At 46.2% G+C, this 26,709-nt stretch carries 19 protein-coding genes and 1 riboswitch; of the genes, 14 read left to right on the top strand and 5 right to left on the bottom strand.

The annotated features are described in order from the left end of the window. Nucleotides 1–121: 121 nt before the first annotated feature. From aroB to NST25_RS27205, 4 genes are all read left to right on the top strand, one after another. Nucleotides 122–1,261, top strand: coding sequence for a 3-dehydroquinate synthase (gene aroB / locus NST25_RS27220; RefSeq protein WP_340392892.1), 1,140 nt, complete (start codon nucleotides 122–124; stop codon nucleotides 1,259–1,261). 324 nt (nucleotides 1,262–1,585) lie between these two features. Then, on the top strand, nucleotides 1,586–3,550 hold the full coding sequence (locus NST25_RS27215) for a heavy metal translocating P-type ATPase (protein WP_340392891.1): 1,965 nt from the start codon (nucleotides 1,586–1,588) through the stop codon (nucleotides 3,548–3,550). Nucleotides 3,551–3,733: 183 nt separating this feature from the next. Then, the gene (trxB, locus tag NST25_RS27210) at nucleotides 3,734–4,675 is read left to right on the top strand and encodes a thioredoxin-disulfide reductase (RefSeq protein WP_076128718.1); all 942 of its coding nucleotides are present in this window, start codon (nucleotides 3,734–3,736) and stop codon (nucleotides 4,673–4,675) included. A 32-nt stretch (nucleotides 4,676–4,707) separates the two neighbouring features. Beyond that, nucleotides 4,708–4,941: a glutaredoxin family protein gene (locus NST25_RS27205; protein WP_076128716.1), complete on the top strand. Its 234-nt coding sequence runs from the start codon at nucleotides 4,708–4,710 to the stop codon at nucleotides 4,939–4,941. Between the two features lie 138 nt (nucleotides 4,942–5,079). On the opposite strand, the gene NST25_RS27200 is transcribed toward NST25_RS27205, so the two are convergent. Then, nucleotides 5,080–5,280: a hypothetical protein gene (locus tag NST25_RS27200; RefSeq protein ID WP_036680251.1), complete on the bottom strand. Its 201-nt coding sequence runs from the start codon at nucleotides 5,278–5,280 to the stop codon at nucleotides 5,080–5,082. A gap of 192 nt (nucleotides 5,281–5,472) precedes the next feature. Further along, a complete protein-coding gene (locus tag NST25_RS27195) occupies nucleotides 5,473–6,633 on the bottom strand; it encodes an ROK family transcriptional regulator (RefSeq protein WP_076128714.1) in 1,161 nt (386 codons plus the stop codon). A 268-nt stretch (nucleotides 6,634–6,901) separates the two neighbouring features. Between NST25_RS27195 and xylA the strand changes: the two genes are divergently transcribed. The 4 genes from xylA (at nucleotide 6,902) to NST25_RS27175 (ending at nucleotide 13,444) form a co-directional block, all read left to right on the top strand. Next, on the top strand, nucleotides 6,902–8,218 hold the full coding sequence (gene xylA, locus NST25_RS27190) for a xylose isomerase (RefSeq protein WP_076128712.1): 1,317 nt from the start codon (nucleotides 6,902–6,904) through the stop codon (nucleotides 8,216–8,218). 187 nt (nucleotides 8,219–8,405) lie between these two features. Then, nucleotides 8,406–9,902, top strand: a complete 1,497-nt coding sequence (xylB, locus tag NST25_RS27185; protein WP_340392889.1) for a xylulokinase — start codon at nucleotides 8,406–8,408, stop codon at nucleotides 9,900–9,902. A gap of 207 nt (nucleotides 9,903–10,109) precedes the next feature. After that, nucleotides 10,110–11,897 carry a sensor histidine kinase gene (locus NST25_RS27180; protein WP_340392888.1) on the top strand — a complete coding sequence of 596 codons (1,788 nt, stop codon included), beginning with the start codon at nucleotides 10,110–10,112 and terminating at the stop codon, nucleotides 11,895–11,897. Continuing rightward, a complete protein-coding gene (locus NST25_RS27175) occupies nucleotides 11,894–13,444 on the top strand; it encodes a response regulator transcription factor (RefSeq protein ID WP_340392887.1) in 1,551 nt (516 codons plus the stop codon). Before NST25_RS27180 ends, NST25_RS27175 begins: the two co-directional genes overlap by 4 nt. A gap of 78 nt (nucleotides 13,445–13,522) precedes the next feature. On the opposite strand, the gene NST25_RS27170 is transcribed toward NST25_RS27175, so the two are convergent. Continuing rightward, a complete protein-coding gene (locus tag NST25_RS27170) occupies nucleotides 13,523–13,924 on the bottom strand; it encodes a hypothetical protein (RefSeq protein ID WP_340392885.1) in 402 nt (133 codons plus the stop codon). A 742-nt stretch (nucleotides 13,925–14,666) separates the two neighbouring features. Here NST25_RS27170 and NST25_RS27165 point away from each other — a divergent pair. The 5 genes from NST25_RS27165 (at nucleotide 14,667) to NST25_RS27145 (ending at nucleotide 22,284) form a co-directional block, all read left to right on the top strand. After that, the gene (locus tag NST25_RS27165; protein ID WP_076100584.1) at nucleotides 14,667–15,647 is read left to right on the top strand and encodes an ABC transporter permease subunit; all 981 of its coding nucleotides are present in this window, start codon (nucleotides 14,667–14,669) and stop codon (nucleotides 15,645–15,647) included. Between the two features lie 65 nt (nucleotides 15,648–15,712). After that, nucleotides 15,713–16,618 carry a carbohydrate ABC transporter permease gene (locus tag NST25_RS27160; RefSeq protein ID WP_076128700.1) on the top strand — a complete coding sequence of 302 codons (906 nt, stop codon included), beginning with the start codon at nucleotides 15,713–15,715 and terminating at the stop codon, nucleotides 16,616–16,618. A gap of 141 nt (nucleotides 16,619–16,759) precedes the next feature. Continuing rightward, complete coding sequence (locus NST25_RS27155) at nucleotides 16,760–18,517, top strand: ABC transporter substrate-binding protein (protein ID WP_080742630.1); 1,758 nt, start codon at nucleotides 16,760–16,762, stop codon at nucleotides 18,515–18,517. 115 nt (nucleotides 18,518–18,632) lie between these two features. After that, a complete protein-coding gene (locus tag NST25_RS27150) occupies nucleotides 18,633–21,005 on the top strand; it encodes a glycoside hydrolase family 95 protein (protein WP_340392884.1) in 2,373 nt (790 codons plus the stop codon). Between the two features lie 139 nt (nucleotides 21,006–21,144). Further along, on the top strand, nucleotides 21,145–22,284 hold the full coding sequence (locus NST25_RS27145; RefSeq protein WP_076185435.1) for a transglutaminase domain-containing protein: 1,140 nt from the start codon (nucleotides 21,145–21,147) through the stop codon (nucleotides 22,282–22,284). A gap of 108 nt (nucleotides 22,285–22,392) precedes the next feature. Here the strand turns inward: NST25_RS27145 and NST25_RS27140 are convergent, their stop codons facing one another. Both NST25_RS27140 and NST25_RS27135 read right to left on the bottom strand, forming a co-directional pair. Beyond that, nucleotides 22,393–23,874: an amino acid permease gene (locus tag NST25_RS27140; RefSeq protein WP_076179353.1), complete on the bottom strand. Its 1,482-nt coding sequence runs from the start codon at nucleotides 23,872–23,874 to the stop codon at nucleotides 22,393–22,395. A 199-nt stretch (nucleotides 23,875–24,073) separates the two neighbouring features. Continuing rightward, nucleotides 24,074–24,278, bottom strand: a riboswitch (Lysine riboswitch). Between the two features lie 101 nt (nucleotides 24,279–24,379). Further along, on the bottom strand, nucleotides 24,380–25,516 hold the full coding sequence (locus NST25_RS27135; RefSeq protein WP_076128692.1) for a virulence factor: 1,137 nt from the start codon (nucleotides 25,514–25,516) through the stop codon (nucleotides 24,380–24,382). Between the two features lie 223 nt (nucleotides 25,517–25,739). On the opposite strand from NST25_RS27135, the gene NST25_RS27130 reads away from it, so the two are divergent. After that, complete coding sequence (locus tag NST25_RS27130; protein WP_076185434.1) at nucleotides 25,740–26,705, top strand: MBL fold metallo-hydrolase; 966 nt, start codon at nucleotides 25,740–25,742, stop codon at nucleotides 26,703–26,705. The last annotated feature ends 4 nt before the right edge of the window (nucleotides 26,706–26,709 follow it).

Raw genomic sequence — 26,709 nt, 5'->3', positions numbered from 1 at the left:
ACAACATTAGTTTTAGGACATCCACATACGTTTCCAGCTTCTCCTTACATTTTACATAAACAGGATAATGACAGTGAAGGCTCGAATTTTATTAGCATCTTGCTGAATAGGGGTGCTGTAGATGTCTACAAATTTTAGAGTTGGCCTGCGAAAGGTCGTAGATCATTCTTACGATATTGAGATTGGGGAAGGTCTTTTTGGCGCTCTGATCGAGGATTTGAAACATGGAATTGTCGAGAATGTAAGCAAATTCGCGATTATTACAGATTCAAAAGTTGAAGCCCTGTATGGACAAGCCTTGCTGGAACAACTGCATCAGAATGATTTTCAAGCGGAGTTATTTTCTTTCCCTGCTGGAGAGAAGTCTAAAACCCGAGAAACGAAGGCACAGCTGGAGGACCGGCTATTAAGCCGTTCTTACGGACGAGATTGCTGTATCCTTGCCATAGGAGGTGGAGCGGTAACGGATTTGGCAGGTTTTTTGGCTGGAACATTTGGTCGGGGAGTGCCAAGTTTGAACTATGCAACTACCCTTTTAGCAGCAGCGGATGCTTCTATTGGTGGTAAAACGGGCGTGAATACACCGGTTGCAACCAATCTAATTGGTGTTTTTCATCAGCCTAAAAAGGTCTACATTGACCTAGCCACTTGGAGAACGCTTCCGGTACGTGAGCTTCGTAGTGGGTTGGCTGAAACAATCAAACATGCCTGCATCGCGGATGCTGATTTTTTTGAGTTTCTTGAACAGAATATGGAGCGAGTGGTTTCCTCAGAAGGCGATCTTGTATTAGATCGAGAGGTTTGCGAACGGATTGCTTTTCATAATTGTGAGATCAAGTATAGCGTGGTGGAAAAGGATGAACTGGAGAGCAACCTGCGCCAAATTCTAAATCTGGGGCATACTGCTGGCCGGGCGTTAGAGGCATTAAGTGGTTATGAATTATTACATGGTGAGGCTATTGCGATTGGACTCGCGGTTCAGGTGCAGCTGGCAGAGCAGTTGGGGTATGTAACGGCTGACCAAACTCAGCGTGTGATTGCTTTGTTGAAGAAGGCGGGACTTCCGACTGAAATACCAGCAACCATTACAAATAGAATGCTGATTGATAAGATGTATACGGATAAAAAGGTTCGCAAAGGGCGTATACGGTTTGTGTTCCAAGCTGGAATTGGAGCGATGAAGTCTTTTGAAGGTGGAGCTTATTCGACGCCAGTCGAAGAGCAAGTCCTATCCGAGCTTTTAAATAAAATACGCAGCTAAGATAGGAAAAAGTTATTCTAAATTTATGACGAATAGCCCAGAAGGTAGGGTTTACTTTTTCATTCAAGGTGGTATTATTAAAATATAAGTTGCACTAAGGAAATATAGTTGTACTGTTGCAACAATGATTATCATTCTCACTACTCATAGTTATCATTCATGCTGTCCCGGCTAAGCCGGGGCAGCATGTGTCATTTTAGGGGTCTTAAGAATGGCTCTCATTATCATTTAGACAAAACAAAACGTATGCTCCCGAAGCAAGTTTTGTTGCAAAGAGAAGTCAATGAAGTAATCCTACACAAAACTTTCAGGATGGTGATTATTATGCAAGCAACATCAAAACATTTACCCCAGCAAACCTCAATCTCCGGCAGCATGAAGAAACCAGGCGCTCCAAAACGCCGGTTCGATCTGAGAGCCATGCTCAGCAACTCCGAGATGCAGGCTGCGCTTGGCAGCGGAGTGCTTATGCTTTTTGCTTGGGTTATGGGCAGCTGGTCAGAAGTTTTCTCTATAGTACTTTATGTTATTTCGTATACCATTGGTGGCTGGAACAAAGCCAAAGAAGGCGTTGAGACGCTCGTCAAAGAACGTGATCTCGATGTGAACCTGCTGATGATTGCGGCTGCACTAGGCGCAGCTACCATTGGGTACTGGAATGAAGGTGCTATGCTCATCTTTATTTTTGCGCTTAGTGGAGCTTTAGAGAGCTATACGATGGAACGGAGTAAGAAGGATATTTCCTCACTTATGGCCTTGAAACCTGCCACAGCCATGCGGATTGAGAAAGGAAGCATGAACGAGGTAGCTATCGATCAGTTAGTAATTGGAGATCTGTTGCTTGTACGTCCAGGGGATCTTATTCCTGCAGATGGTAAGGTGTACAGAGGAGAATCGGCAGTAGATCAGGCTTCCATTACAGGAGAGTCAGTGCCTGTTGAAAAATGTGCCGGCAGCGAAGTATTCGCAGGTACGGTCAATGGAGAAGGTCCACTTTATATTGAAGTAACGAAATCAGCAGAGAACACACTTTTTTCCAAGATCATTAAGATGGTAGAAGAAGCAGAGACGGATGTTCCAAACTCACAGCGATTCATTAAAAGACTGGAAGCCATCTATGCACGGGTAGTCGTTGCCTCGACTGTGGCTCTTATTTTCCTTCCACCCTTTTTGCTGGACTGGAGCTGGAGCGCAACCTTTTATAAAGCGATGGTTTTTCTTGTAGTAGCCTCGCCTTGTGCGTTGGTCTCATCGATTATGCCTGCGATGCTGTCGGCCATTTCCAAAAGTGCGCGAAAAGGGATTTTATTTAAAGGAGGGGTCCACCTCGAAAATATGGCCCGGACCTCTGTTGTAGCTTTTGATAAGACAGGGACCCTTACAGAGGGAACTCCGCAGGTGACAGACTTTATTGCAGCTGAAGGCTACAACCGGGAAGAATTACTGGCGATTAGCGCATCCATTGAGCATATGTCACGCCATCCATTGGCGGAAGCCATTGTGCGTAAAGCTGAGGAAGAATATCTGGAGCTGCGGGGAGTGCAGGAAAGTAAAACCATCACTGGCTGGGGAATTGAAGGTCAAGTTGACGGGCATCTCTGGAAAATTGGAAAGTCCAATTTACTGGATGAGCTGATTTCATCTGCGATGAACTCTGAGCTTGCATTCTGGAGAACTAAACGGCAGCAGTTGGCGGAAGAGGGGAAGACTGTCTCCATTATTTTGGACGGTGAGCATATTGCAGGTATGATTGCATTGCAGGATACAGTTCGCCCACAAGCAGAAGCCGCAGTGCGGAAGCTGCAGGAGCTGGGGATTAAAGTGGCTATGCTTACGGGTGACCGGGAAGCTACAGCAAAAGTTATTGCGGCTTCAACCGGAGTAGATTTAGTATTTGCCGACCTTTTACCAGAGGATAAAGTAAAGCATATTAAGGCGCTTCGTGAAAAGCACGGTAATGTTGTGATGGTGGGTGACGGTGTGAATGATGCGCCTGCTCTGGCTACAGCGACTGTTGGCATGGGTATGGGCATGAAAGGCAGTGGTGCAGCGCTTGAGATCGCCGATGTAGTGCTTATGAATGATAATATTGAAGAGATCGCCTCGACCATTTCATTGGCACGGCGCTCACAGCGTATTGTGAAGCAAAATATGATTTTTGCTGTAACAGTAATCGCGGTTCTGATGATCAGTAACTTTGTGCAGGGCATCGCCCTTCCTTTTGGCGTGATCGGTCATGAAGGCAGTACGATATTGGTTATTCTTAATGGGCTGCGATTGTTGCGGTAAGAGGTCAGTGATGTTACTGTGTATTATTTATTGCCAAAAATTAAATTGTTCACAAATGATTTTTCCCTGAGGGAGTCTGGCTTATTGACATTTTTGCTTTCAGTTAGCATAATTAAGACTACATTATAATTATTTTAAATAAGAAGCGACGTCACTGCCGTCTAACTCAAGGAGGATATAGATATGTATAAATCAATAATTGTTGGAACCGGACCGGCGGGGTTGACTGCTGCTATCTACTTGGCTCGTGCCAATTTGAACCCACTAGTAATCGAAGGGCCTCAGCCTGGCGGACAATTGACCACCACTACAGAAGTGGAGAATTTCCCGGGATTTCCTGATGGAATTATGGGTCCAGACTTAATGGATAATATGCGTAAACAAGCTGAACGTTTTGGTGCGGAATTCCGTACGGGTTGGGTGAACAGTGTAGAACTTGGAGAGCGTCCTTTTAAGCTTAATGTTGAAGGATTGGGTGTTCTTACGACGGATACCCTGATCATTTCGACTGGCGCTACGGCAAAATACCTCGGTATCCCAGGCGAGCAGGATAATGTGGGACGCGGTGTGAGCACCTGTGCTACCTGTGATGGATTCTTCTTCCGTAATAAAGAGATCGTGGTTGTTGGCGGTGGAGATTCTGCGCTTGAGGAAGCGGGTTTCTTGACTCGTTTTGCCTCCAAAGTAACGCTGGTACACCGTCGTGAAGAGCTACGTGCTTCCAAGATCATGCAGGATCGCGTTCGCGATAATGTTAAAGTAGCTTGGAGCCTGAATCGTACTCCTCTGGAAGTAACTTCTGGAGACAAAGGCGTGAGTGGACTAAAAGTGCTGAACAATGAGACCGGACAAGAAGAAATCATTGAAGCAAGCGGAGTGTTTGTGGCGATTGGCCACCATCCTAACACTGCATTTTTGGGTGGACAAATCACAACTAATACTGAAGGTTATATCATGACTAACCCAGGTACTTCTGAAACTAATATCCCAGGCGTATTCGCTTGTGGTGATGTGCAGGATACCCGTTATAGACAAGCAATTACAGCAGCAGGCAGTGGATGTATGGCAGCTATGGATGCTGAGAAATACATTGAAAGTCTGGAACATAGCGCGGTTATTCTGTAACATAACTGTAATCTTCCATAGGAGGTCTAATGATGGAAAATGTAATTGTATATACATCAACAAATTGTCCACATTGCCGTCAGGTGAAGAGCTTTTTGAGTGAAAAAGGCGTAGCCTATGAAGAGCGTAATATTGAGCAGAATGATGATTACGCGCAGCAGGTTTGGGATATGGGAATGAGAGCTGTTCCTGTAACTGTAATTGGTGAGCACAAAATCGTGGGGATGAATAAAACTCAGTTCGACAAAGCATTGGCGACTGTTTAATTAAATATATTTCTGTGAGGAAATTGCAAAAGGTCGCTTCCATTTTGGAGGTGATCTTTTTGTGGTCTAAGTATACAAAAATAGCCTGACGCTAATATGCGCAGGCTATTTTTTATGATGTAAATCGCAAAGTTCAATTTAAGCTTGAGTGAAAGAGGTAATGATCTGAAATAGGACGTATACAGCAACACCGCTGCCGATCAGAATGAACCCTGATTTCTTTTTGGCTTGAAAAAAACGGAGCACACCGAGACTGATCAAAGGGGCAATAATGAGCAGAAAAAGCAACACAGTGATGAACATCTGTGCCGAGATATCAGACGTATCAACATAGGTCATGGACTCGCTCTCCATTTCAAAAAAGGGGTTGTAGTGATAAATGTCACACTAACTTATCCTTTATTATATAGGATTTAAGTTGCTTTTACTGCACTTTTGATCCACCTAAATGCGGCAATTTTACGTCAATTCTATCCGCTCTTGAATTTCACCCGTGAAACTGTCCCGCAAAACGTTGTCCATTAGACTACATTAAACGGTCACCCGAATATCGCCTAGAAAATGCATAACTGCAGAGAACCCCGCGCCTATCATCGTGCCTCGGCTGCCCAGCTTGGAGAAGGTAATCTCGAGCTGCTGCTTATGATAAGGAAGTGTACGCTCGGCTACAACCCGGCGAAGGGGCTCCCCTAACCAGGCTTCTGCTTCGGATAAGGCTCCACCGATGACAATCAGCTCTGGATTAAAGCTATTGATTAGATTCGTTACTCCGATGCCGAGATATTCACCTATAGATGAGAAGTGGTGCAAGGCGTCTTCTTGTCCAGCGGCTGCATAACGGACCAGTTCTTGTGTGGTATGAGCAGGGAGGGAGAACTCGGAATGGTCATAGGTTTTCTCCGAGGCATATAGCTCCCAACAGCCACGGCTCCCACAACTGCACGGCTTGCCTTGTGCTTCAATCGTCATATGTCCGGTCTCGCCGGCATATCCTCTTGCACCTTTGTACAGCTCTCCGCCAATAATAATACCGGATCCGATCCCTGAACCCGCACTGATATAGAGCAGATGTCTAACATCTTTTGCCGCCCCAAAGTTCAGTTCACCTTGTGCACCTGCGTTAGCTTCGTTATCAATAGTGACTGGAACCGCGAATTCCGCCTCCAAAATACCCCGCAGGTCGACCATTTCCCAGCCAAGGTTGGGAGCAAAAAGAACAACCCCGTTCTCATCCACCATCCCGGGGACACCTACTCCGATGCCGACGATACCGTATGGGGATTCAGGTGCTTTATCAATCAAGTCTGAAATTGTTTTTTTCATCCGTTCCAGTACATAAGGCAGAGCATGATTGTCCAGGGAGAAATCGCTTTCGAAAAGAATGCCACCACTTAAATCACATAAGACGGCTGTCAGTTGCTTCACCCGTAGCTCTATACCGATTACACTGCCGGCCATGCTGTTAAAATGCAGCATTAGCGGCTTACGTCCGCCACTGGATTGACCTGGTCCAACTTCAGTCACTAATTCTTGAGCGCATAGCTCAGCCACCAGATTGGATACGGTAGCTTTATTCAGTCCGGTCATCTCTGAAACCTTGGCGCGCGAGAGCGGAGAGTTCCTTCGAATAGTATGTAGTACGATCGATTTATTGATTTTTTTGACCAGCGCCTGATCTCCGGTAACCTTCACGAATCACACATCCTTTTTAGCATAGTTCCCTTTTGTTGTATGCCACTTAGTCTAGAGTGATGTGCTGGAAATTGCAATACATCGGCAGAAAAGAGGAAATCTATGTTTGTTGGATTTTTTGAATATTAAACGGATAGGCAAGGGAGACTTAAAGAGGCGGAAATTTTATAAAAAAACTTTGTTTAACCAATATACAAAGTCAAAAAGATGTGTTAAGATGATGCTGTAAACGCTTGCTAGCGTAGCACAATATGAGGAGGATTACACAATGGCTTATTTTGAGACAGTGAACAAAATCTCTTACGAGGGAAGCCGTTCCACCAACCCTTATGCATTTAAATTCTACAATCCTAAAGAAGTCGTAGCCGGCAAAACTATGGAGGAACATCTGAAATTTGCAATGGCTTATTGGCATACATTAACTGCTGGCGGTTCTGATCCGTTTGGCGCTGAAACTGCAATTCGCAGCTGGGACAAATTGAGTGGTCTTGATAAAGCTAAAGCTCGCGCTGAAGCAGCATTCGAATTTATGGACAAGATGGATCTGCCTTACTTCTGCTTCCATGATGTAGATATCGCACCAGAAGGCGCATCTTTGCGTGAGTTCTACAGCAACATCGACACTATTGTTGATATCCTTGAACAAGGCATGAAGACTTCCGGCAAGAAATTGCTGTGGAATACAGCTAATATGTTCACTAACCCGCGTTATATGCACGGTGCAGGTTCTACACCTAACGCTGATGTTTTCGCACATGCAGCAGCACAAGTGAAGAAAGGTCTGGAAGTTGGTAAACGTCTGGGCGCAAGCAACTATGTATTCTGGGGCGGCCGTGAAGGTTACGAAGAATTGCTGAATACAGATATGGGTCTTGAACAAGATAACATTGCACGTCTGTTCAGCATGGCCGTAGATTACGCTAAGGAAATTGGCTTTGATGGTCAATTCCTGATCGAACCTAAACCAAAAGAGCCTACTAAACATCAATATGATTTCGATGCAGCAACAACAATTTCGTTCTTGCAAAAATACAACCTCGACAAGCACTTCAAGCTGAACCTTGAAGCTAACCACGCTACGCTTGCAGGTCATACTTTTGAACATGAACTTCGTGTAGCTCGTATTAATGGCATGCTTGGATCACTTGACGCTAACCAAGGGGATACACTGCTTGGTTGGGATACTGATGAATTCCCAGTAAACATCTACGATGCAACACTTACTCTTTATGAAGTATTGAAGAATGACGGTCTTGGCAAAGGCGGAATTAACTTCGACGCTAAAGTACGTCGTCCTTCCTTCGAGCCACAAGATCTGTTCTTGGCACACATCGCTGGTATGGATACTTACGCAAAAGGCTTGAAAGTTGCTGCTAAATTGATCGAAGATCGCGTATTCGAAGATTTCATTGACAAACGCTACAGCAGCTTCACAGAAGGCGTTGGTGCAGACATCGTTTCCGGTAAAGCAACATTGGCTTCTTTGGCTGAATATGCTTTGAACAATGAGAACCCACGTCCTAACCAATCCGGACGTCAAGAATACCTGAGAGCTACCCTTAACCAATACATCTTGGCTGAGTAGTCCTTATAGGGAGCTTGAAGCTTAGGCTTTGAGTCGAGTTTGAACAAATGCAACGGGGGTTGCTGAAGAGAGCATTCTTCGGCAGCCCCCTTTTTGTAGTAAAAACTAAGCAAGATGCTTACGAAGTAAGTTTTGCTCGAAGTAATTCAATGAAGTCTATGCTAACAAAACTTTTAGGAGGTCAAAAATGAAATACGTTATAGGTGTTGATTTGGGGACTAGTTCAGTCAAGACTGTTCTAGTGGACCCGCAGGGGAAGGTGGCTTTTGAGCATTCCGAGTCCTACCCGCTAAGCAGACCCCAACCGAACTGGAGTGAGCAAAATCCTGAAGATTGGGTAAAGGGCACGCTGGTCAGCCTGCGCCGTCTGATTGAAGTATCAGGCATAGACCCTTCTCAAGTAGACGGTCTAAGTTTCTCCGGACAAATGCACGGATTGGTACTGGTAGATAAAGAAGGGCAAGTGCTGCGTCCAGCTATTCTTTGGAATGATACCCGTACTACTGCACAATGCCGTAAGATTGAGAAGACGCTTGGAACGAAGTTGATCGATATCGCCAGAAACAAAGCATTGGAAGGTTTTACACTGCCTAAGATTCTGTGGGTTCAAGAGAATGAACCAGAAGTATTATCACAGGCGCATCAGTTCCTGCTGCCAAAAGATTATGTTCGTTATCGGTTGACGGGTGATTATGCAATGGATTACTCCGATGCTGCCGGAACGTTGCTATTGGATGTAGGTTCTAAAGAATGGAGTGCAGAAATCGCAGAGGCTTTTGAACTTCCGCTTTCTCTTTGTCCTAGATTGGTAGAATCCTTTGAACAGACTGGAACTTTATTGCCGGACATTGCTGAAGCGTCAGGTCTTTTATCTTCAACGAAGGTATTTGCTGGTGGTGCAGATAATGCTTGTGGCGCGCTCGGAGCGGGTGTATTGGGAGAAGGCCGGACCATGTGCAGTATTGGTACATCTGGTGTAGTTCTTTCTTATGAGAGCAATAAAGATTTGAATCTCGAAGGCAAAGTCCATTTCTTTAACCATGGTGAAAAAGATGCCTACTATATTATGGGGGTTACACTAGCTGCTGGTCATAGCCTTACGTGGTTCAAAGAAACCTTTGCGGCGGACAAAAGCTTTGATGAGCTGTTAAGCGGAGTTTCCTCTATTCCAGCTGGCAGCGGAGGCCTGTTATTCACACCTTATATTGTAGGAGAACGTACACCACATCCAGATGCGAATATTCGAGGAAGCTTTATTGGTATGGATTCAGGGCATACGTTGACGCATTTTACACGTGCAGTATTAGAAGGCATTACCTTCTCACTGCGTGAATCCATTGAGATTGTACGTGAGTCAGGCAAAGAGATTACAGAGATCATTGCAATTGGTGGTGGAGCTAAAAATGAGGCTTGGCTGCAAATGCAGGCTGATATTTTCAATGCATCCATCGTGAAGCTGGAAAGTGAACAGGGTCCGGCAATGGGAGCAGCTATGCTGGCGGCTTATGGAAGCGGATGGTTCACATCCCTTGCGGAATGTGCAGAAGCGTTTATCCGTCCTGCTGATGTTTATAAACCAGATCCGAAACAAACGGCAATCTATGATGGTCTATTCAACCTCTATCAGGAAGTTTACGGCCAGACCCGCGAATTGAATAACAAGCTGGCTGCATATCGCCAATAAAATGCCATTTATCAATCTGTCTGATATAAAAAAGGTCTTTCGCATCTGGCGGAAGGCCTTTTTAAAGACCATCTTCTTTATAGAGGTGATGAACGGCAATATTCAAAAATGTTGCCGTTTTCATTTTTCTTCTGTAAAGTATGGAATATCTCCAAGGTAGTGGCAGCCTGTACATGAGATAGTGAAGGTTTCGGGGGGCGAAAGGCCATGTTTCAATGGTTTGTTAAGGTGCTGAATGACATCAAAATCCGCAATAAGCTGCTGCTTGCTTTTTTACTGACTACACTTTTACCGGTATTACTGGTAGGTGGTTATCTTACGATTGAGATGAGGACCATGGCGTTTGAGAACGCACTGGAGCAAGCTTCAATTAACGTAGATCGGGTAAAAAAAAGAACAGAAGAAGTCATCGGTGTATCGCAAGATATAGCGTATCGATTGTCCAATGATGCCCGGCTGAAAAAACTCGCCATACGCCAGTATGTAAGCACTTATGATGTGGTTGAGGCTTATCGGGATTACACTGATATGCGTGAATACCTAAGATTATATAAAGACATATCCAACATACGTTTATACACTGATAATGCTACGCTGCTTAACAACTGGGAGCTGATCAATCCTTCGTCTGCCATTAAGGAGAGCCAGTGGTATCAGAGAGCACAGCGGTACGATAGCCTCGTCGGTTGGGAATATATAGAGGATGAGCGTGATCAGCGGAATTATTTAAGTCTTGTCCGCAAAATCGAGCTGGAGGGCTCCAGTAAAATTGGCGTGCTCGTTATTAATGTAAACAGTCACCAGCTAACCTCAATTCTGAGCCAGGAATCATTTGATACCATGATCGTGGATGATCAGGATAATATCATTGCTGCGAACCGGAGCGATCGGACAGGAAAGAAACTGGCAGATGTTTCTTTTGATACAAAGCTTTTGGGGCAAGGAAGCGGGAGCTATGAGGCAGAAGTAGATGGTGAAGCCTCCAAAATAGTGATAGAAGAACTTAAACCACAAGCCAGCCGTAACGCCCTGCGAATTATTTCTGTTTTTTCTATTGATAGTATAGTCAAAGAACCTAATCGGGTGATTAAGCTTTCGATTACCGTGATTGCCGTAAGCGTTTTATTGGCCTTTTTAATCATATATAGTTTCTCTTCATTATTTTCACGTCGATTATTGCAGTTAAGCAGACATATTAACCGCGTTAGTACGGGTGATTTTGACACTTCATTAAAAATTGATGGCAAAGATGAAATTGCCCTGTTAGCTCGTCAGTTCAATTCTATGGTACGGAGTATTAACGATTTGATGTACGAGGTACAGGAATCTAATGACCAGAACAGCCTGCTGGAACAGAAACAGAATGATATCCGTTTTAAAATGCTGGCAAGCCAGATCAATCCTCATTTCTTGTTCAATGCGCTGGAATCTATTCGTATGGAGGCCCATATGAAAGGGCAAGTGGAGATTGCACGGGTAGTGCGTCTTCTTGGCAAAATGATGCGCAGTAATCTGGAGGTAGGCCGAAGTAAAATTTTGCTTAGCCAGGAGCTTGAAGTGGTTCGTTGTTATTTGGATATTCAGCAATTCCGTTATGAGGATCGTTTGAAATATCAATTTATTGTAGACCCTGCCGTCGAATCACTCTACATCCCGCCGCTGATTGTGCAGCCGCTTGTGGAAAATGCGGTGATTCATGGGTTAGACAACACGATGGATGGAGCAATGGTTACGGTGAATATCAAGCGTGAGCAGAATCATGCGGTCTTTACCATTACCGATAATGGAGCCGGGATCACTCCGGACAAGCTGGAGCAGATCCGTTATACCCTTGAGGTTCTTGATGAGCAGGAAGAGGCACGGATCGGGCTGCGCAATGTACACGACCGTTTGAAGTTATCCTACGGTGTTGAATATGGACTGAATATCGAAAGCCGGATGAATGAAGGAACATCTATTACGTTTCGTATTCCAATGGAGGACATAAATCTATGATCAAAGTATTGATTGTTGATGATGAGCCAAAGCTGCGGGAAGGCCTTCGGGCTCTAATCCCTTGGGAAGAGCTAGGGTATACGGTGGTGGCTACGGCCGCTAACGGCTTGCAAGCTCAGGAGAAATATCATATTTTTTATCCGGAACTGATTGTGGTGGATATCCGCATGCCTGGTATGGACGGGCTGGAGTTAATCGGTGAGCTGCGCGAGGAAGGCTCGACCAGCCATGTGCTAATTTTAAGTGGTCATGCGGATTTTGAGTATGCCAAACGAGCCATTTCTTACCGCATTGACGGCTATTTACTGAAGCCGGTGGATGAGGAAGAGCTAATCAACTATTTGGAGGAACTCAGAGTCACGATCGCTCAGGAAGATCGCTTTAGCCGCTGGAATGAAGAGGAGCCTGCCCGTAATCGCGAAAGCCTGCTGCGTACATTGCTGCAGCCTTCAACTGCGGAGGAGGGGGAGAATGATCCTGCTAAGCAGGCGGCAGCACTGGGTCTTAAATCAGACCGTGTCGAAGTGATCCTACTCGAATTACTCGCGCCTGCGGGCGGCAGTGAGGAAGGGGAGCGGGCCGTTAAGGCCGCGGTAGAACAGTATTTTGGCAGCAGTGAAGAGCGGATGTTTTTCACGATGCCGCCATATATTGGATTTCTGCTGCAAGAGCCGCTGCCAGGAAAGCAGGAACAGGAGCGGCTGATGGAAGAGCTTGCTTCCTTAATTTGCCGCGAGGGATACGACTTCAGCGCAGCAACGGGAGGCCCTGTAGCTGGACCAGAAGAGGCGGCACAGTCTTTTCAAGTGGCGCGTGAACTGCTGCGCCGGGCATTCTTTTACCGCAAAGGGATTCTGATCAGCGCCGATCTCTCCGGTATGTTGTTTCCTGGAGTGGCGGAGGCGTACACTGAAGAAGGGCAGGATGCGGAGAGCCGCCTAATGCTTGCTGTTGAAACTGGAAGCCGCGCGGCCATTGAACCGCTGGTGGATACGATCTGTGCAGAGCTACTGGCTGCGGGCAGTGAGGAGCAGCAGATCAAAGATACATTTGTGCGGATTCTCAGTACGGTGTTGGCCCGTCTCGAACCGGTCTATCCAGAGATTCGCAGCAATGCCGCTAAGCATTCCCCGCCGATCGGTGAGCTCTACCATAGTCATTATCTGGCAGACCTGCAAGAGCAGGCCGTCAATTTCATGGCGGAGATCGCCGATCAAATGTCCAGTGGCAGCAAAGGGAATGAGATCAAAAAAATTACGGAGCTAATCAACCGCCGTTACAATGAGAACCTTAAGCTTGAGACCTTATCCGAGTTATTTAATTACAACAGCGCATATCTAGGTAAAATGTTCAAGAACACTACCGGGGAATACTTCAATACGTATGTGGACAAAGTGCGGATTGAGAAGGCGAAGCAATTCCTAGCGCAAGGCATGAAAGTATATGAGGTGGCCGAGAAAGTTGGGTACATGAACCCCGATTACTTCAACGCCAAGTTCCGTAAATATGTAGGACTCTCCCCAAGTTCTTTTCGCAAAAACATCTAAAATAGAAGCCCAAAAAGCCACAGTTGCAGTTCAGGTATAACCTGAGCTTTAGCTGTGGCTTTTTTTCTTACATTAAAGCTACTTCACTAATAATAAATCTAATCTTTGTTGCAATTCTTGATTTGCAGGGTCCTTTAGAAGGGCCAGAAGTAACTCTTGAATTTGATCCATCTCTTTAAAAGGTTCATTTTGTACATATTTGTCATGTATTCTGGTTTCCAAGGTATATCCATAATCGAACCCTAATGTTGAATACGTCGAAAGGGCAGCAATTTTACTCGCTTGCTCTACAGCAAGAATGCTTGGTGTTGAGGATCTTTCTAATTCCACTCTTAGACCGTCGAGTTCTGATGTCAGATTCAGGTCCAGCCTATTCATTAATCTGTTATGGCTTACGTTGTTATTGAATTGAAATAAATTTAGTGTCAATAATACTGCGGCGATAATCAATAATAATGTCTTGATGTTTTTGTTTTTCATTGCTCTCCTATTACCCACCTTTAGGAAAAGAAATTGCAGGTACAACAGATAATGTCGACTCGGCATGTGCGTATAAGGAATATGTATCTGAAATAGTTGAAGTACTGATGTATCAGGTAATATTTTCTAGCTAAGATGATATTAAAGTAATTAATTTTAATTGAACCATACGGAGGTTTTCGTTGAGGAGCAGGGCAGGGGTTACGGGTATACTTGTTACGCCTCATCTGAGAGCACATTATAGTTTTCATTCGCGGGTATGACGGACTCCAGAGTCGTTATTTGGGCTATTTCGAGTCCAATTTCGATTTATCGGACTCCATGTACGTTATTAGCTGCAAATGTTCTCCAAAAGGTGGTTTTTTAAGTGAATAAGGTCTTTATAGTCCGCCTAACCCAATAAGATGTGCAATTTGCTTAAATAGGGTCATTTCAGTCCGCGCCTTCGCTTCCGGCCACGTTCACTTATAGAACGTTAGCTCGGGGCGTTTTTTAATTATGGGGTGAAGTATTAATTGTGTGAAATAGACAGGGGATTAAGTATCGTATTGATTTATGAAATCAAATAATTTCACTTAATTTTATTTTCAGTAAATTCATGTTTGTTTTCAGTGTTTTCAACGATGTATCCGCTTTATTTGGGCTCTAAATCTCTAATTTTCACCTGATTTTAGGTCGAATTTATAGGGTACTGCAATCGCTTACAGAGATTTAGAATATAGACATAGAGAGGAGGGGCTTTATGAAAGCGGACACAGTAACTTCTCAAATCCCGCCGGATACCCGAACACGCAACAAAAAGCCTGCTTCAGGAGGACGGTTTTGGAGAAGCTTTAAGAATCAAAAGTACTTATGGATGATGTCGATACCTTTTGTGATCTGGGCATTCGTCTTCAGTTATCTCCCGTTATGGGGCTGGACGATGGCTTTTCAAAAGTACAAGCCCGCACGTGGCTTTTTTGAACAAGAATGGGTAGGTTTTGAACACTTTAAGACACTGTTCAGTGACTCGCAATTCCTTCTGGCGCTGCGTAATACGCTGGCGATGAGTGGAATGGGCTTAGTCGCAGGATTTATCTTTCCAATAACGTTTGCAATATTGCTCAATGAAGTGCGTCTTGGCTTCTTTAAAAGATTTGCTCAAACAGTCTCGTATTTGCCCCACTTTGTATCATGGGTGGTTGCAGCGGGGATTGTAACTAAAATGTTATCTGGTGAAAATGGTCTTGTAAACGATATCTTGTTAGGAATAGGATTCATAGACGCACCTATCCAGTTTATGGCCCAGGGCCATCTCTTCTGGGGAATCGTTACCTTATCGGATGTCTGGAAAGAGACCGGATGGAACGCCATCATCTACCTTGCAGCTATCGCAGGTATTGGGCCTGAATTGTACGAAGCGGCCCGGGTAGACGGTGCCAGCAGGCTTCGTCAGGTATGGCATATTACACTTCCGGGTATTCGCCCAACAATTACTGTACTACTCATTATGTCGGTGGGTAATTTGCTCAATATCGGCTTTGAGAAGCAATTCTTGCTCGGAAACAACCTCGTTACCGACTATTCTCAAGTGCTAGACTTGTATTCACTGAAATACGGACTGGGCATGGCGAGATATTCCTACGGTACTGCGATCAATATATTCAACTCAGTGATCAGTGTAATTCTACTGTTTACGATTAATGGAATCTTCAAACGTACAACAAAAGAGAGCCTTCTGTAGCACAGAAGGCCCTTCTACCCAATCGTGGCAGTAAATTGCCCTTTTCATGAAAGGAGAGCGTTACAGTGGGAAATTCAGCTATCACCGGAAAGTCATGGTCAGACCGGATCTTTGATTTCTTTGTATATTTTGTAGTACTGTTCGTGGTTGTAATCACGATTTATCCGTTTTTGAACGTGCTTGCCATCTCACTGAATGATTCAGTGGACAGTGTGCGCGGTGGAGTGACCATCTATCCCCGGGATTTTACTTGGGACAATTACCTAAAGATCTTCACTTTCTCCGGATTAATCACCGGGTTTAAAATATCCGCTTTGCGGACAATTATCGGTACTTTGTTCGGACTGATCAGTGCCTCGATGCTGGCGTTTACGATCAGCCGCCCTGACTTTGCAGGTCGCAAGTTTGTCTCCACATTCTTGGCAATGACCATGTATATCTCAGGAGGAATGATTCCAATCTATATGCTGATCAAGGATCTGCATATGATGAACAGCTTTGCAGTCTATGTATTGCCTGGACTGGTTAGTGCCTTTAACGTCTTCGTAATCCGCTCCTTCATCGACGGCCTGCCGTATGCGCTGCAGGAATCGGCGAAGCTGGATGGAGCCAATGACTTTACTATCTACTTCCGCGTTATTCTGCCATTGATGAAGCCAGCGCTAGCAACGATCGCGCTGTTCCTAGCAGTAGGTCAATGGAATGCTTGGTTTGATACTTATCTGTACAATGGTTCAAGCCCTAACTTGACCACATTGCAATATGAATTGATGAAGGTTCTACAGACCACAACAAGTGGTAACGGAGGCGACTACCGCTCCAACATTGCTTCGCTGGCTTCCAATCAGGTCTCGCCGGAGTCGCTCAAAATGGCGATTACGATTGTCGTAACCGTACCGATCCTGTTGGTTTATCCGTTCATTCAGAAGTATTTTGTTAAAGGTATGACACTTGGTGCTGTGAAGAGTTAATCACAGTTTAACGGGGGAGCTTAGTCTCCCCTATGCTTAAAACCTATTGTGTATCCGTTTTCTTTTGGCAAGCTGGGTAAAGTATTAACAGGTCTTCACCTGTGATACGATAGATAAACAATTTTAAGGAGGGTTTATTTAATGGGAAGTAATAGAAAGATAAAAGCCAAAGCTACGGCATTAACGCTCACTTCTATTATGCTGCTCGGTGTGCTTGCAGGCTGCGGCGGTAACAATGGCAACAATGGTAATGCTGCAGCTGGAAATACAGGCGGCAATGCAACTAATGCTGGAAATGCGACCAATGCGGCTGAGGATATTTCCCCGCTCACGATGACCTTCTTCAGTGCAGACCCTAACCCGAACTGGACAGGTATGCAAGATGAAGTTGGTAAAGTGATTACGGAAAAAACGGGAGTAACCCTAAATGCTGAATATGCAGTTGGTGATCCTCAACAAAAAGTAGCCTTGATCGCAGCGAGCGGCGAATATCCGGATTTGATCAGTGCTAAGACTGATGTCAGTAAGCTGGTGGATGCAGGCGCAATGCTTGATCTAACAGACCTGATTGAAAAATATGCTCCGAATATCAAAAAAGTATTGGGCGAAGAAGGCATGAAACGTTCACGTTACAGTGACGATGATCACGCGATTTATGCCATCCCTACCTATGCAGGTGTGGACAACAAATATTTTGATGCTGGTGGGGGATTTGAACTACAGCACCGTGCTGTTAAAGAAGCTGGATATCCTGCAATCAAAACTGTTCAAGATTATGAGAACGTAATCAAGGCTTACCTGGAAAAACATCCTACCGATGAAAATGGTAACAAAAACATCGGCCTGACTCTGAATGCAGACGATTGGTACATGTACATTACAGTAACTAACCCAGCATTTATTACTACTGGTTCTCCTGACGATGGTGAATATGCGATTGATATCGACACCCAAGAAGTAACTTATCACTTCCGTCGTCCGGCTGAAAAAGAATATTTCCGCTGGCTCAACCACATGAACGATATCGGATTGCTTGATCCAGAAAGTTTCGTTCAAAAGTATGATCAGTACAAAGCTAAAATTGCTACCGGCCGCGTTATTGGTTTGATTGACCAAGACTGGGGTTATGGCGATGGAGAAAGAGCATTGAAAGCTGAAGGCAAGCTGGATCAAGGCTATGGACACTATCCTGTAACCTTGTCTGAGGAGTACAAAGAAACTTCCTTCTGGCCTACAGGCTTCATGGGTGGTAACGGAATTGGGATCAGCGTAGATGCTAAAGATCCAGTTCGTGCAATTAAATTCCTGGACTACCTAGCTTCCGACGAAGGTCAAGTATTGGTTAACTGGGGTATTGAAGGCAAACACTACAATGTTGTTGATGGCAAACGTGTCATTCCTGAAGATGTGAACGACCGTAAATATAATGACACTACCAACTTCCAAAAAGAAACTGGTTTGGGTAATGTCGGATCAAACTATGCATTGCTGAGCGCTCACTATGGCGACGGTGTATTGGATCCATCTGGTAACTACTACACAACTCGTTTCCCTGAGCAAGTAACTGTAGGTTACAATGCGGTTGAAAAAGAAACACTTGCTGCTTACAAAGCAACAACTTGGAAAGACCTCTTCCCAAGTGAAGATGAGTTCAAAGTTAAACCTTGGGGCGCGGCATGGAATATCACGATTCCTGGGGATAGCGAAATTGTCGTTCTTGACAACAAGCTGAAGGATATCAGTTGGAAACGGATCCCAGAAGCAATCTTGTCTAAACCAGCTGATTTCGATAAAGTTTGGGATGCTTACATGGCTGAGCTTGATAAAGCTGGTGTAACGAAAGCTGAAGATTTGCGTGAAGAGCTGGTTAAACAACGCGTGAAACTTTGGAATGATTAATTATTAAATTTCGTCTAATCCAATAAAAGCATGAAGATGGCGGGAAGTCCGAACGAAAGTCCGGGCCTCCCGCTGATTGCTTTTCACCGGTAATAACAGGACAGGAGGAATATACATGGGAGAGAGCAAGAACTCCGGACGGCATGAGTTATGGTACAAGCAGCCGGCGGCTGTATGGGAAGAGGCGCTGCCCGTAGGTAACGGCAGGCTGGGCGGCATGGTCTTTGGTGGAATCGAAGAAGAACGGATTCAATTAAATGAAGACACTCTATGGTCAGGTTTCCCGCGGGATAAAGCCAACTATGAGGCACTGCGGCATTTGGCTCCAGCTAAACAGCTAGTTGCAGAGGGGAAATACAAGGAAGCAGAAGCACTGGTGGACGCCAAAATGTTAGGCAGCCGGACGGAATCCTATCAACCGCTTGGAGATTTGCGATTGAAGTTTAATTTTGCAGGTCCTGTAGAGGATTACCGGAGAGAGCTTGATCTGGATCAGGCGTTGGCTACGGTATCCTATACTGCCGGTGGTGTAAGGATCGTACGTGAAGTATTGGCCAGCAGACCGGATGACATTATAGCTCTTCATATCCGTGCTGAGGGGGGGGAGGGCCAAGCTACTCTGCCAGATTTCTGGGCGGATCTGGCATCACCACATCCTTTCAACTCGGAGATTACTCCGGATGGCATGCTGATTATGACTGGCCGTGCCCCGTCGCATGTGGCTGATAACTACGTAGGGGATCACCCGCGTGCCGTATTATATGAAGAGGGGCTTGGCATAAGTTTTGCTGCGGTTATGGAGATCCAGACGGAAGGTGGGACTTGTGTAGCGGAGAACGGCTCGCTGTTGATTTCTGGCGCGCACTCCATTACCCTTCGTCTGGCTGCGGCAACCGATTATGCCGGGTATGACCGGATGCCGGGAAGCGGTGGCAAGCTGCCAGCGGAGTTGTGCCTAGTGCAGTTAGCTTCAGCCTCTAAAGGATACGCAGAGCTTAAGCAGCGCCACTTAGAGGATCATCAATCCTTGTTCCACCGTGTGGAATTGACGCTTGCATCTGCTGCTTCCCGAGGAGAGCTTCCTACTGATGAGCGCCTGGCACAATACCGCGAAGGACAGGCAGATCCTGAACTGGAAGCGTTGCTGTTCCAGTATGGCCGCTACCTGATGATTGCTGGCTCACGGCCGGGGACGCAAGCCCTGAATCTGCAGGGCATTTGGAATCCCTATATTCAGCCACCATGGAACAGCAATTATACGACAAATATCAACACCGAAATGAATTATTGGCCAGCCGAGTTATGCGGATTGGGCGAATGCCATGAACCTTTGATAGATTTTATCACGGAGCTTAGCGTGGCTGGCAGCCGTACAGCGAATATTCATTATGCCGCACGTGGCTGGACAGTACACCATAATACCGATTTGTGGCGGATGACTTCTCCATCAGACGGTAAGGCGATGTGGGCTTTTTGGCCGATGGGCGGGGTATGGCTCTCTCGCCATCTATGGGAGCGTTACGCTTTTCGTCCAGATGAGGACTATTTGCGCACAGCTTATCCCATACTAAAGGGAGCCGCATTGTTTTGTCTGGATTGGCTAGTAGAGCTGCCTGATGGAAGATGGACGACAGGTTTGTCTACCTCGCCAGAGAATGTATTTCTGACTGCTGACGGCACACCATGCAGTGTCTCGGCTGGCTCAGCTATGGATTTATCGCTTATCGCTGAGTTGTTCAAGCACTGCATTCAGGCTGCTGATATTTTAAATACCGATGTAGAGCTGCGTCAGGAGCTTATGCAGAAACAGAAACAGCTTGTCCACCAAGGGATCGCACCGGACGGAACTGTCCGCGAATGGAATGAGGATTTTGCTGAACAAGAGCCTGGGCATCGTCATGTTTCTCATTTGTATGACCTGTACCCTGGGAACGTAATTAGCCCTTCCTCCACACCAGAGCTAGCGGAGGCGGCAGCCTTAACACTGAAGAAACGTATAGAACATGGAGGTGGCCATACAGGCTGGAGCGCAGCATGGTTGCTTAATCTTTATGCGCGTCTGAAGGATGGCGAGAGTGCGGTTAGCTGTCTACGTCGCATTTTGCAAGATTCCAGTTTGCCGAACCTGTTCGGAAATCATCCTCCGTTTCAGATTGATGGAAACTTCGGCACTACAGCCGGAATAGCAGAAATGCTTTTGCAGAGTCATCAGGAGGGTCTGGAACTATTACCTGCTCTTCCAGAGGAATGGTCTGAAGGCAGCGTGAAAGGGTTGGTGGCACGTGGTGGCTTTGTCATGACTATAGAATGGAGCGGGGGCTGTTTAACTAGGGCAGAGGTTACCTCGACTCATGGCCGATCCTGCAGAATTGTTCAACACCAGCCTTTGCTCATTCAAAAACCGGATGGTACACAGATTGAAGGAGCGGGGCTGGAATTTGAAACAGTAATAGGAGAGACCTATCTCATTACACCCCTAAAGAAATAATTCATATTGATCTGGCTTAGAGGCTGTTCTCAGAGTAGAATTATTCTACAGAGAACAGTCTTTTTTTGCCCAAGTCTTCATTATCTATTAAATGGAGGGTTTTGAATAAGTCTGTAGGAGCCGGAGGATCAGAATAATTATGTGGAAAAAACGCTTCACGTTGGCAAAAGTCATTCTTGGAGGAGTGATTATTTGCGCAGCCATTCCCCCGACATTGTATTGGACCTGGGGGCATGCTTATGCGGCCACGACTTCACCGACCGTTCGTTCTGTGAGTGAAATTGCCCAGAAGCTAACCGGTGCGATGAATAATCGTAGAGAGACTATCACTTTTACTTATGAGGGGAAAACCTCGAATTTAAAAACACAGATACAAACGGGTCTAGATCAAGCGATGAATAGCGATCCCTATTTGTATTACATCATAGACAGCTACGGATACACTTATCGAGGGAGCAAAAGTTCTGTAAAGGTTACGGTAGAAGTGAAATACTTGGAAACGCTGGAGCAGACCGCTTTTGTGAACAAAGAAGTAAAGGCAACGCTCAAGAAGATCATTACACCGGGCATGAATAATCATCAGAAGGTTAAGGCTATCCACGACTGGGTGGTGCTGCGTCTGAAGTATGATACCTCTTATCGTAAATATACGGCTTATGAAGGCCTGAAGAGTGGCAGTGCCGTTTGCCAAGGGTATTCGCTGTTGACCTATAAGCTGCTCAAGGAAGCGGGATTCAGTAATAAAATCGTCGAGGGCACTGCAAAACAGCCGGGAGGACGCAGCCAGTCTCATGCTTGGAATCTAGTGCTGCTCGAAGGGAGATGGTATCATCTCGACACAACTTGGGATGACCCGACACCTGATAAAGCCGGCGTGGTAAGCACCGCGTATTACTTGAAGACGGATGCACAAATGCGTCAGGACCATAGCTGGACGAAGTCTTATCCGGCAGCTTCGGTTGCCTATTATAAGACCTTGTCAGCACTTGTAGAGCGTGGAGGACAGAGCGCCGGGGTGTATAAGCAGCTTCAGAAGGACCTTAATTATGAGCTGTATGCCGAGGAACGGATTGTACGTTCAGCAGCAGATTTAATTCAGCTGGCGAATAAGGCTGTCGCTTCAGGAGAGGGATCTTTATTATTCCGCTATGACGGTAGTGGAACCCAGCTGAAGAATGATCTACAGGAGTTATATAAACTTGGACTAGAGGAAGTGTCTTATTCTAGCACTTCTTTTGATAATACGGGTGATCTAAAAGTGTATGTGACTTGGGAATAGGCAAAGGGCTAAGTAAAATGAGGAGTTGAATATACTAGATTGATTTATATAAAAAGGGATATCCCGCAGCCTTTCAGGCTTCTGGATATCCCTTTTTGAGGAGTCTATTTATTCTGGGTGAGTACTAAGATCGCATTTATCCAAAGGAATAATATTACTCTTGCGGAAGAAGCGATAGCCGGCCCAAATCAAGACGAATAATGGCAGGCTGATATAGGAAACGGCAATACCGTACCAGTCGATGTTTCCACCTGAGAAGGCACCCATATTCTGGCCAAGGATGGCTACCGTACAAAGTACTAAGGCAAATATAGGCCCAAACGGGAACCATCTAGCCCGGTAAGGCAGCTCATCAAGGGAATGACCTTGAGCTATAAAGGCGCGTCTGAAACGATAATGGCAGACAGCGATGCCGAGCCAGTTAATAAATCCACACATACCGGAAGCATTAAGCAACCAGTTGTATACAGCACCGTCACCAAAGAATGATGCTAAAAAGGCTAACATACCAACGGCTGTGGTCACGAGCAAAGCGCCAACAGGAACACCGCGGCGATTAAGCTTGCCTAGAGCACGTGGAGCCATTCCATCCTTAGCCATAGCGTACAGGACGCGGGTGGAGGCGTACATTCCCGAGTTCCCGGCTGACAATACGGAGCTGAGAATGACAGCATTCATGACGGATGCGGCAATAGCAAGTCCTGCTTTATTAAATACGATCGTAAACGGACTGACTCCGATATCATCAATACCACCGCGCAGCAGATCTGGATTCGTGTAAGGAATCAGCATTCCGATTACTAGTATAGCGAGGATATAAAAGATTAATATACGCCAGAAGACTTGGCGAATAGCAATAGGTACGTTACGGCGAGGGTTCTCACTCTCACCTGCTGCAACACCGATTAGCTCGGTGCCTTGGAAGGAGAATCCCGCAGCCATAAAGACACCGACGAAAGCGAAGAAGCCACCGTGGAACGAGCTGCCCCCGATCTGGAAATTGCTGAAGCCTACGGCTTTTCCGCCCATGATTCCGAAAATCATCAAAACTCCGACAATAAGGAAGGCGATAACAGTAATAATTTTGATAATGGCAAACCAATATTCTGATTCTCCGTATCCACGAGCAGATAGGAAATTAAGACCGAACATCAGCAGCAGGAACACGAGACTCCAGAGAAAGGAGGGACTGTCCGGGAACCAATATTTAATAATGACGGTGGCGGCAGACAATTCTGCTGCAATCGTAACCGCCCAGTTATACCAGAAGTTCCAGCCGATGGCGAACCCAAAAGCGGGGCTGACGAAACGCGTGCCATAAGTGCTGAATGAGCCCGAATCCGGCAAATAGGTAGCGAGCTCTCCCAGACTGGTCATGAGGAAATAAACCATAACACCAACAGCCGTATAGGCTAGAAGTGCTCCACCGGGTCCGGCTGAAGCGATAGCGCCACCACTGGCCAGGAAGAGTCCAGTACCAATAGATCCTCCAAGCGCAATCATGGTCAAATGCCTTGCTTTAAATGATTTTTTTAGCTCAGGCGGGTTACTTACGTTGCCTTGTGCTAGATTTTGCTGCTTGCCCTGCATGATTTGACACTCCTTATGATCTAATCTTTCAATTCATGAACGGGGAGTGCTGAGCTGCTTCCTCCCGCAGAGCGGGAGAGTGTATTTGGTGGTCTCCATAAGGTTATGGACAAACACTAAATATACAAATTCTGTAAACGCAAAGAAACCGCAGACTATATCTGCGGTTTCCATCTATACAGCTCCGCATCATACTCCCTGTGAAGATAGCGCAACACATTATGACCTGCTGCTATGCAGGTTATACAATGTGACAGTTCCGTGCCTTTCGGCAACGGCCCCAGCCTGCACCGCTGTAAGAGCGACAGTGCAGACTTCGGCAGATATTCCTTTCGACGCGATTCATAGACGGCTCTAACGTCTCCACGCGCGTACTCTTTATATCCGCGACCTCTACCTCATCTTAGTATGACGAGGCTATCTTTACTTCATTCATTTATAAACAACAGGAATTAGTATAAAGCAAGTTCGCAAGTCAAGCAATGACAAAATCCGGTAGGGAATGTTAGCTGCGACGACGCTCTGACATTTGCTGCCAAACGGTACCCGCCGCTGCTTCACCGGAAGCGATACGTTCCAAAGCCATTTTGGCCTGAAGTCCAACCTCGAATTCCGGATCTTCCGCCGCAACTGACAGCGCTTCTTGGGCATCGGATGTGCCCACCTCATAGAGGAAACGAGCTGCGCGCCAGCGGACAAGCTTGCTCTTATCTGTCAGTGCTGCCGTCATCACTGGCGTGGCGGCAGGATCGCCGATGTCGGACAGCGTATCGCCTGCCGTACGTCTCACGGCTGGCGCGCTGTCTGCCATCGCCTCATAGAGCAGCTCCATCGCTTCAGGCGTGCGAAGGTCGCCTAGATACACGACCGCAAGCCTGCGAATATGCAGCTTGGGATCGTGCAGCGCCGCCTTAAGCTCCGGCAGGAGCTCCGCCGTCGGCGTAAGATCCTCCAGCGCGGCGTAACGCACGCGCCAATCCTCATGCTTCAGGTCTCGCAGCAGCTCATCCTGACTGCGGGTTCGTCTCTGCTCGACGAACTCGCCTTCGGCGCCGTGCGCAATGGCTTGCTGCACGAGAGAGTCGAGGCGTTCCTGCGGATACGCCGCTTCGACCTCTTGCTCCACCTCGCGTGCAATCTCCGCGGGCTCGCCATAACGCACGCCGTAATCAGTGAGCTTACGCTCTTTAATCATCACGGCGCTAGCCACATCCATAACCGCCTTCGTGAAGCGGTTTGCTAAGGAGATGCGCTCTTCATTCGCGCCGGTCTTAACGCGGATTTGCAGCGGAATTCCGCGGAACATCTGGACGAAGACTTGAGCTTCGCCGAAATGAGCGCCAGCGTTCTCATCGGCAAGATTCCAATCGTCATTTAAGCCTTCGCTGTTGCCGAAGCGGTTCTGAACTTCTCTTAGAATCGCTGCCCAATCCGCATTGCCCTTGCGTTCGAGCGCTGCAAAGTCAGCAGCGTGATAGATGCTAATAACGCCCGGTATCGTTAACATTTCGCGTGCCCAGGCCGGTGCGGAACGTTCACTTTCTGGTGTATAGGTTCTGCGAATTCCAGGTTCCAGACTTTCGTCCAAATGAAGCTTCATCGTATTTGGACTTGGAGTCGGTTCAATAAAAGTAATCTTCATACGTAGCTCCCCCTTGAACGGTATATGCACCGCCATACTTTATACACATATTATCTCATTTCTGGCGTGAAACACAAAAGGGTACTTAGATATTTTGCAGAAAAAGGGCGCACCATTACCAAGTAACTTGTATATTTTGCAAAATACTCTGCCGTTCAATATAGTTGTATTATATTCGCTAAAGTAAAGCATGCTCTGCAAACTTCTAAAGATGAGGTGCTCTATGGCTAAATTTCGCTACAATAACCTCGACAATGTGAGTACCGATAAAACACTTAAAGAGTTTCGTAAGTGGCGGGAGGAACGTCGACGGAAGAAAAAAGATTATTCATATGTAGTGCCAAGTACGCCGCCGAGGTTAGCTTATCTGGCGGAGAATCGCCTGGAGACCACCATTACGTGGATTGGGCATTCAACGTTTTTCCTTCAATATGAAGGGATGAATATCATTACTGATCCAATCTGGGCGAGAAGACTGGGCTTTGAGAAAAGATTGGGGCAACCCGGGATTCCGCTCAGCGAAGTGCCTCCCATTGACCTGATTCTGATCTCGCACTCTCATTATGACCACTTGCATATGGCTTCTATCCGTAAATTATATAGAGCAGGGACAACCCTTGTTGTTCCTATAGGCTTGAAACGAAAGATGCTCCGCAAAGGATTTCATAACTGCATAGAAATGGAATGGTGGCAGGAAAATACGCTAGGTAAAATTAAGCTTACCTTCGTGCCGACTCAGCACTGGACGCGGAGAACGCCTTGGGACACGAATACTTCTCATTGGGGAGGATACATTCTGCAGCCGATCGAATCGGATAGCGACAAGCTGCCCCCTAACCTGTATTTCGCAGGAGATAGCGGTTATTTTCCGGGTTTTAAGGAGATTGGGAGCCGCTATAAGCTTCATGTTGCACTCATGCCGATTGGAGCTTATGAACCGGAGTGGTTCATGACCTCGCAGCATGTAACCCCTGAAGAGGCTATACAAGCATTTGTAGATGTTGGAGCGGAGACCATGATTCCGATGCATTACGGCACCTATAGACTTGCTGATGATACGGCCCGGGAAGCGCTGGATCGGATGGAAAGTGCCCGGCTTAAACAGGGTATTTCTGAAGAACGAATCCGTACGCTCAGCTATGGCGAAACGCTTATTATACAACCCGAGAATCGCATAACTGGACAATAATTGA

It is taken from the genome of Paenibacillus sp. FSL E2-0190, from assembly GCF_037992965.1.
GTDB lineage: Bacteria > Bacillota > Bacilli > Paenibacillales > Paenibacillaceae > Paenibacillus_AQ > Paenibacillus_AQ odorifer.
Note: the sequence above shows the minus strand (reverse complement) of the source record. Positions and strands in the feature narration are given on the sequence as shown.

What these genes read in the sequence shown, in the direction of transcription:
- NST25_RS27130 (WP_076185434.1), top strand. Translation starts at nt 25,740, where the DNA reads ATGGCTAAATTTCGCTACAATAACCTCGACAATGTGAGTACCGATAAA.
- NST25_RS27175 (WP_340392887.1), top strand. Translation starts at nt 11,894, where the DNA reads ATGATCAAAGTATTGATTGTTGATGATGAGCCAAAGCTGCGGGAAGGC.
- NST25_RS27150 (WP_340392884.1), top strand. Translation starts at nt 18,633, where the DNA reads ATGGGAGAGAGCAAGAACTCCGGACGGCATGAGTTATGGTACAAGCAG.
- NST25_RS27200 (WP_036680251.1), bottom strand. Translation starts at nt 5,280, where the DNA reads ATGACCTATGTTGATACGTCTGATATCTCGGCACAGATGTTCATCACT.
- NST25_RS27180 (WP_340392888.1), top strand. Translation starts at nt 10,110, where the DNA reads ATGTTTCAATGGTTTGTTAAGGTGCTGAATGACATCAAAATCCGCAAT.
- trxB (WP_076128718.1), top strand. Translation starts at nt 3,734, where the DNA reads ATGTATAAATCAATAATTGTTGGAACCGGACCGGCGGGGTTGACTGCT.
- NST25_RS27145 (WP_076185435.1), top strand. Translation starts at nt 21,145, where the DNA reads ATGTGGAAAAAACGCTTCACGTTGGCAAAAGTCATTCTTGGAGGAGTG.
- NST25_RS27215 (WP_340392891.1), top strand. Translation starts at nt 1,586, where the DNA reads ATGCAAGCAACATCAAAACATTTACCCCAGCAAACCTCAATCTCCGGC.
- NST25_RS27165 (WP_076100584.1), top strand. Translation starts at nt 14,667, where the DNA reads ATGAAAGCGGACACAGTAACTTCTCAAATCCCGCCGGATACCCGAACA.
- xylB (WP_340392889.1), top strand. Translation starts at nt 8,406, where the DNA reads ATGAAATACGTTATAGGTGTTGATTTGGGGACTAGTTCAGTCAAGACT.
- NST25_RS27205 (WP_076128716.1), top strand. Translation starts at nt 4,708, where the DNA reads ATGGAAAATGTAATTGTATATACATCAACAAATTGTCCACATTGCCGT.
- aroB (WP_340392892.1), top strand. Translation starts at nt 122, where the DNA reads ATGTCTACAAATTTTAGAGTTGGCCTGCGAAAGGTCGTAGATCATTCT.
- NST25_RS27155 (WP_080742630.1), top strand. Translation starts at nt 16,760, where the DNA reads ATGGGAAGTAATAGAAAGATAAAAGCCAAAGCTACGGCATTAACGCTC.
- NST25_RS27170 (WP_340392885.1), bottom strand. Translation starts at nt 13,924, where the DNA reads ATGAAAAACAAAAACATCAAGACATTATTATTGATTATCGCCGCAGTA.
- NST25_RS27140 (WP_076179353.1), bottom strand. Translation starts at nt 23,874, where the DNA reads ATGCAGGGCAAGCAGCAAAATCTAGCACAAGGCAACGTAAGTAACCCG.
- NST25_RS27135 (WP_076128692.1), bottom strand. Translation starts at nt 25,516, where the DNA reads ATGAAGATTACTTTTATTGAACCGACTCCAAGTCCAAATACGATGAAG.
- xylA (WP_076128712.1), top strand. Translation starts at nt 6,902, where the DNA reads ATGGCTTATTTTGAGACAGTGAACAAAATCTCTTACGAGGGAAGCCGT.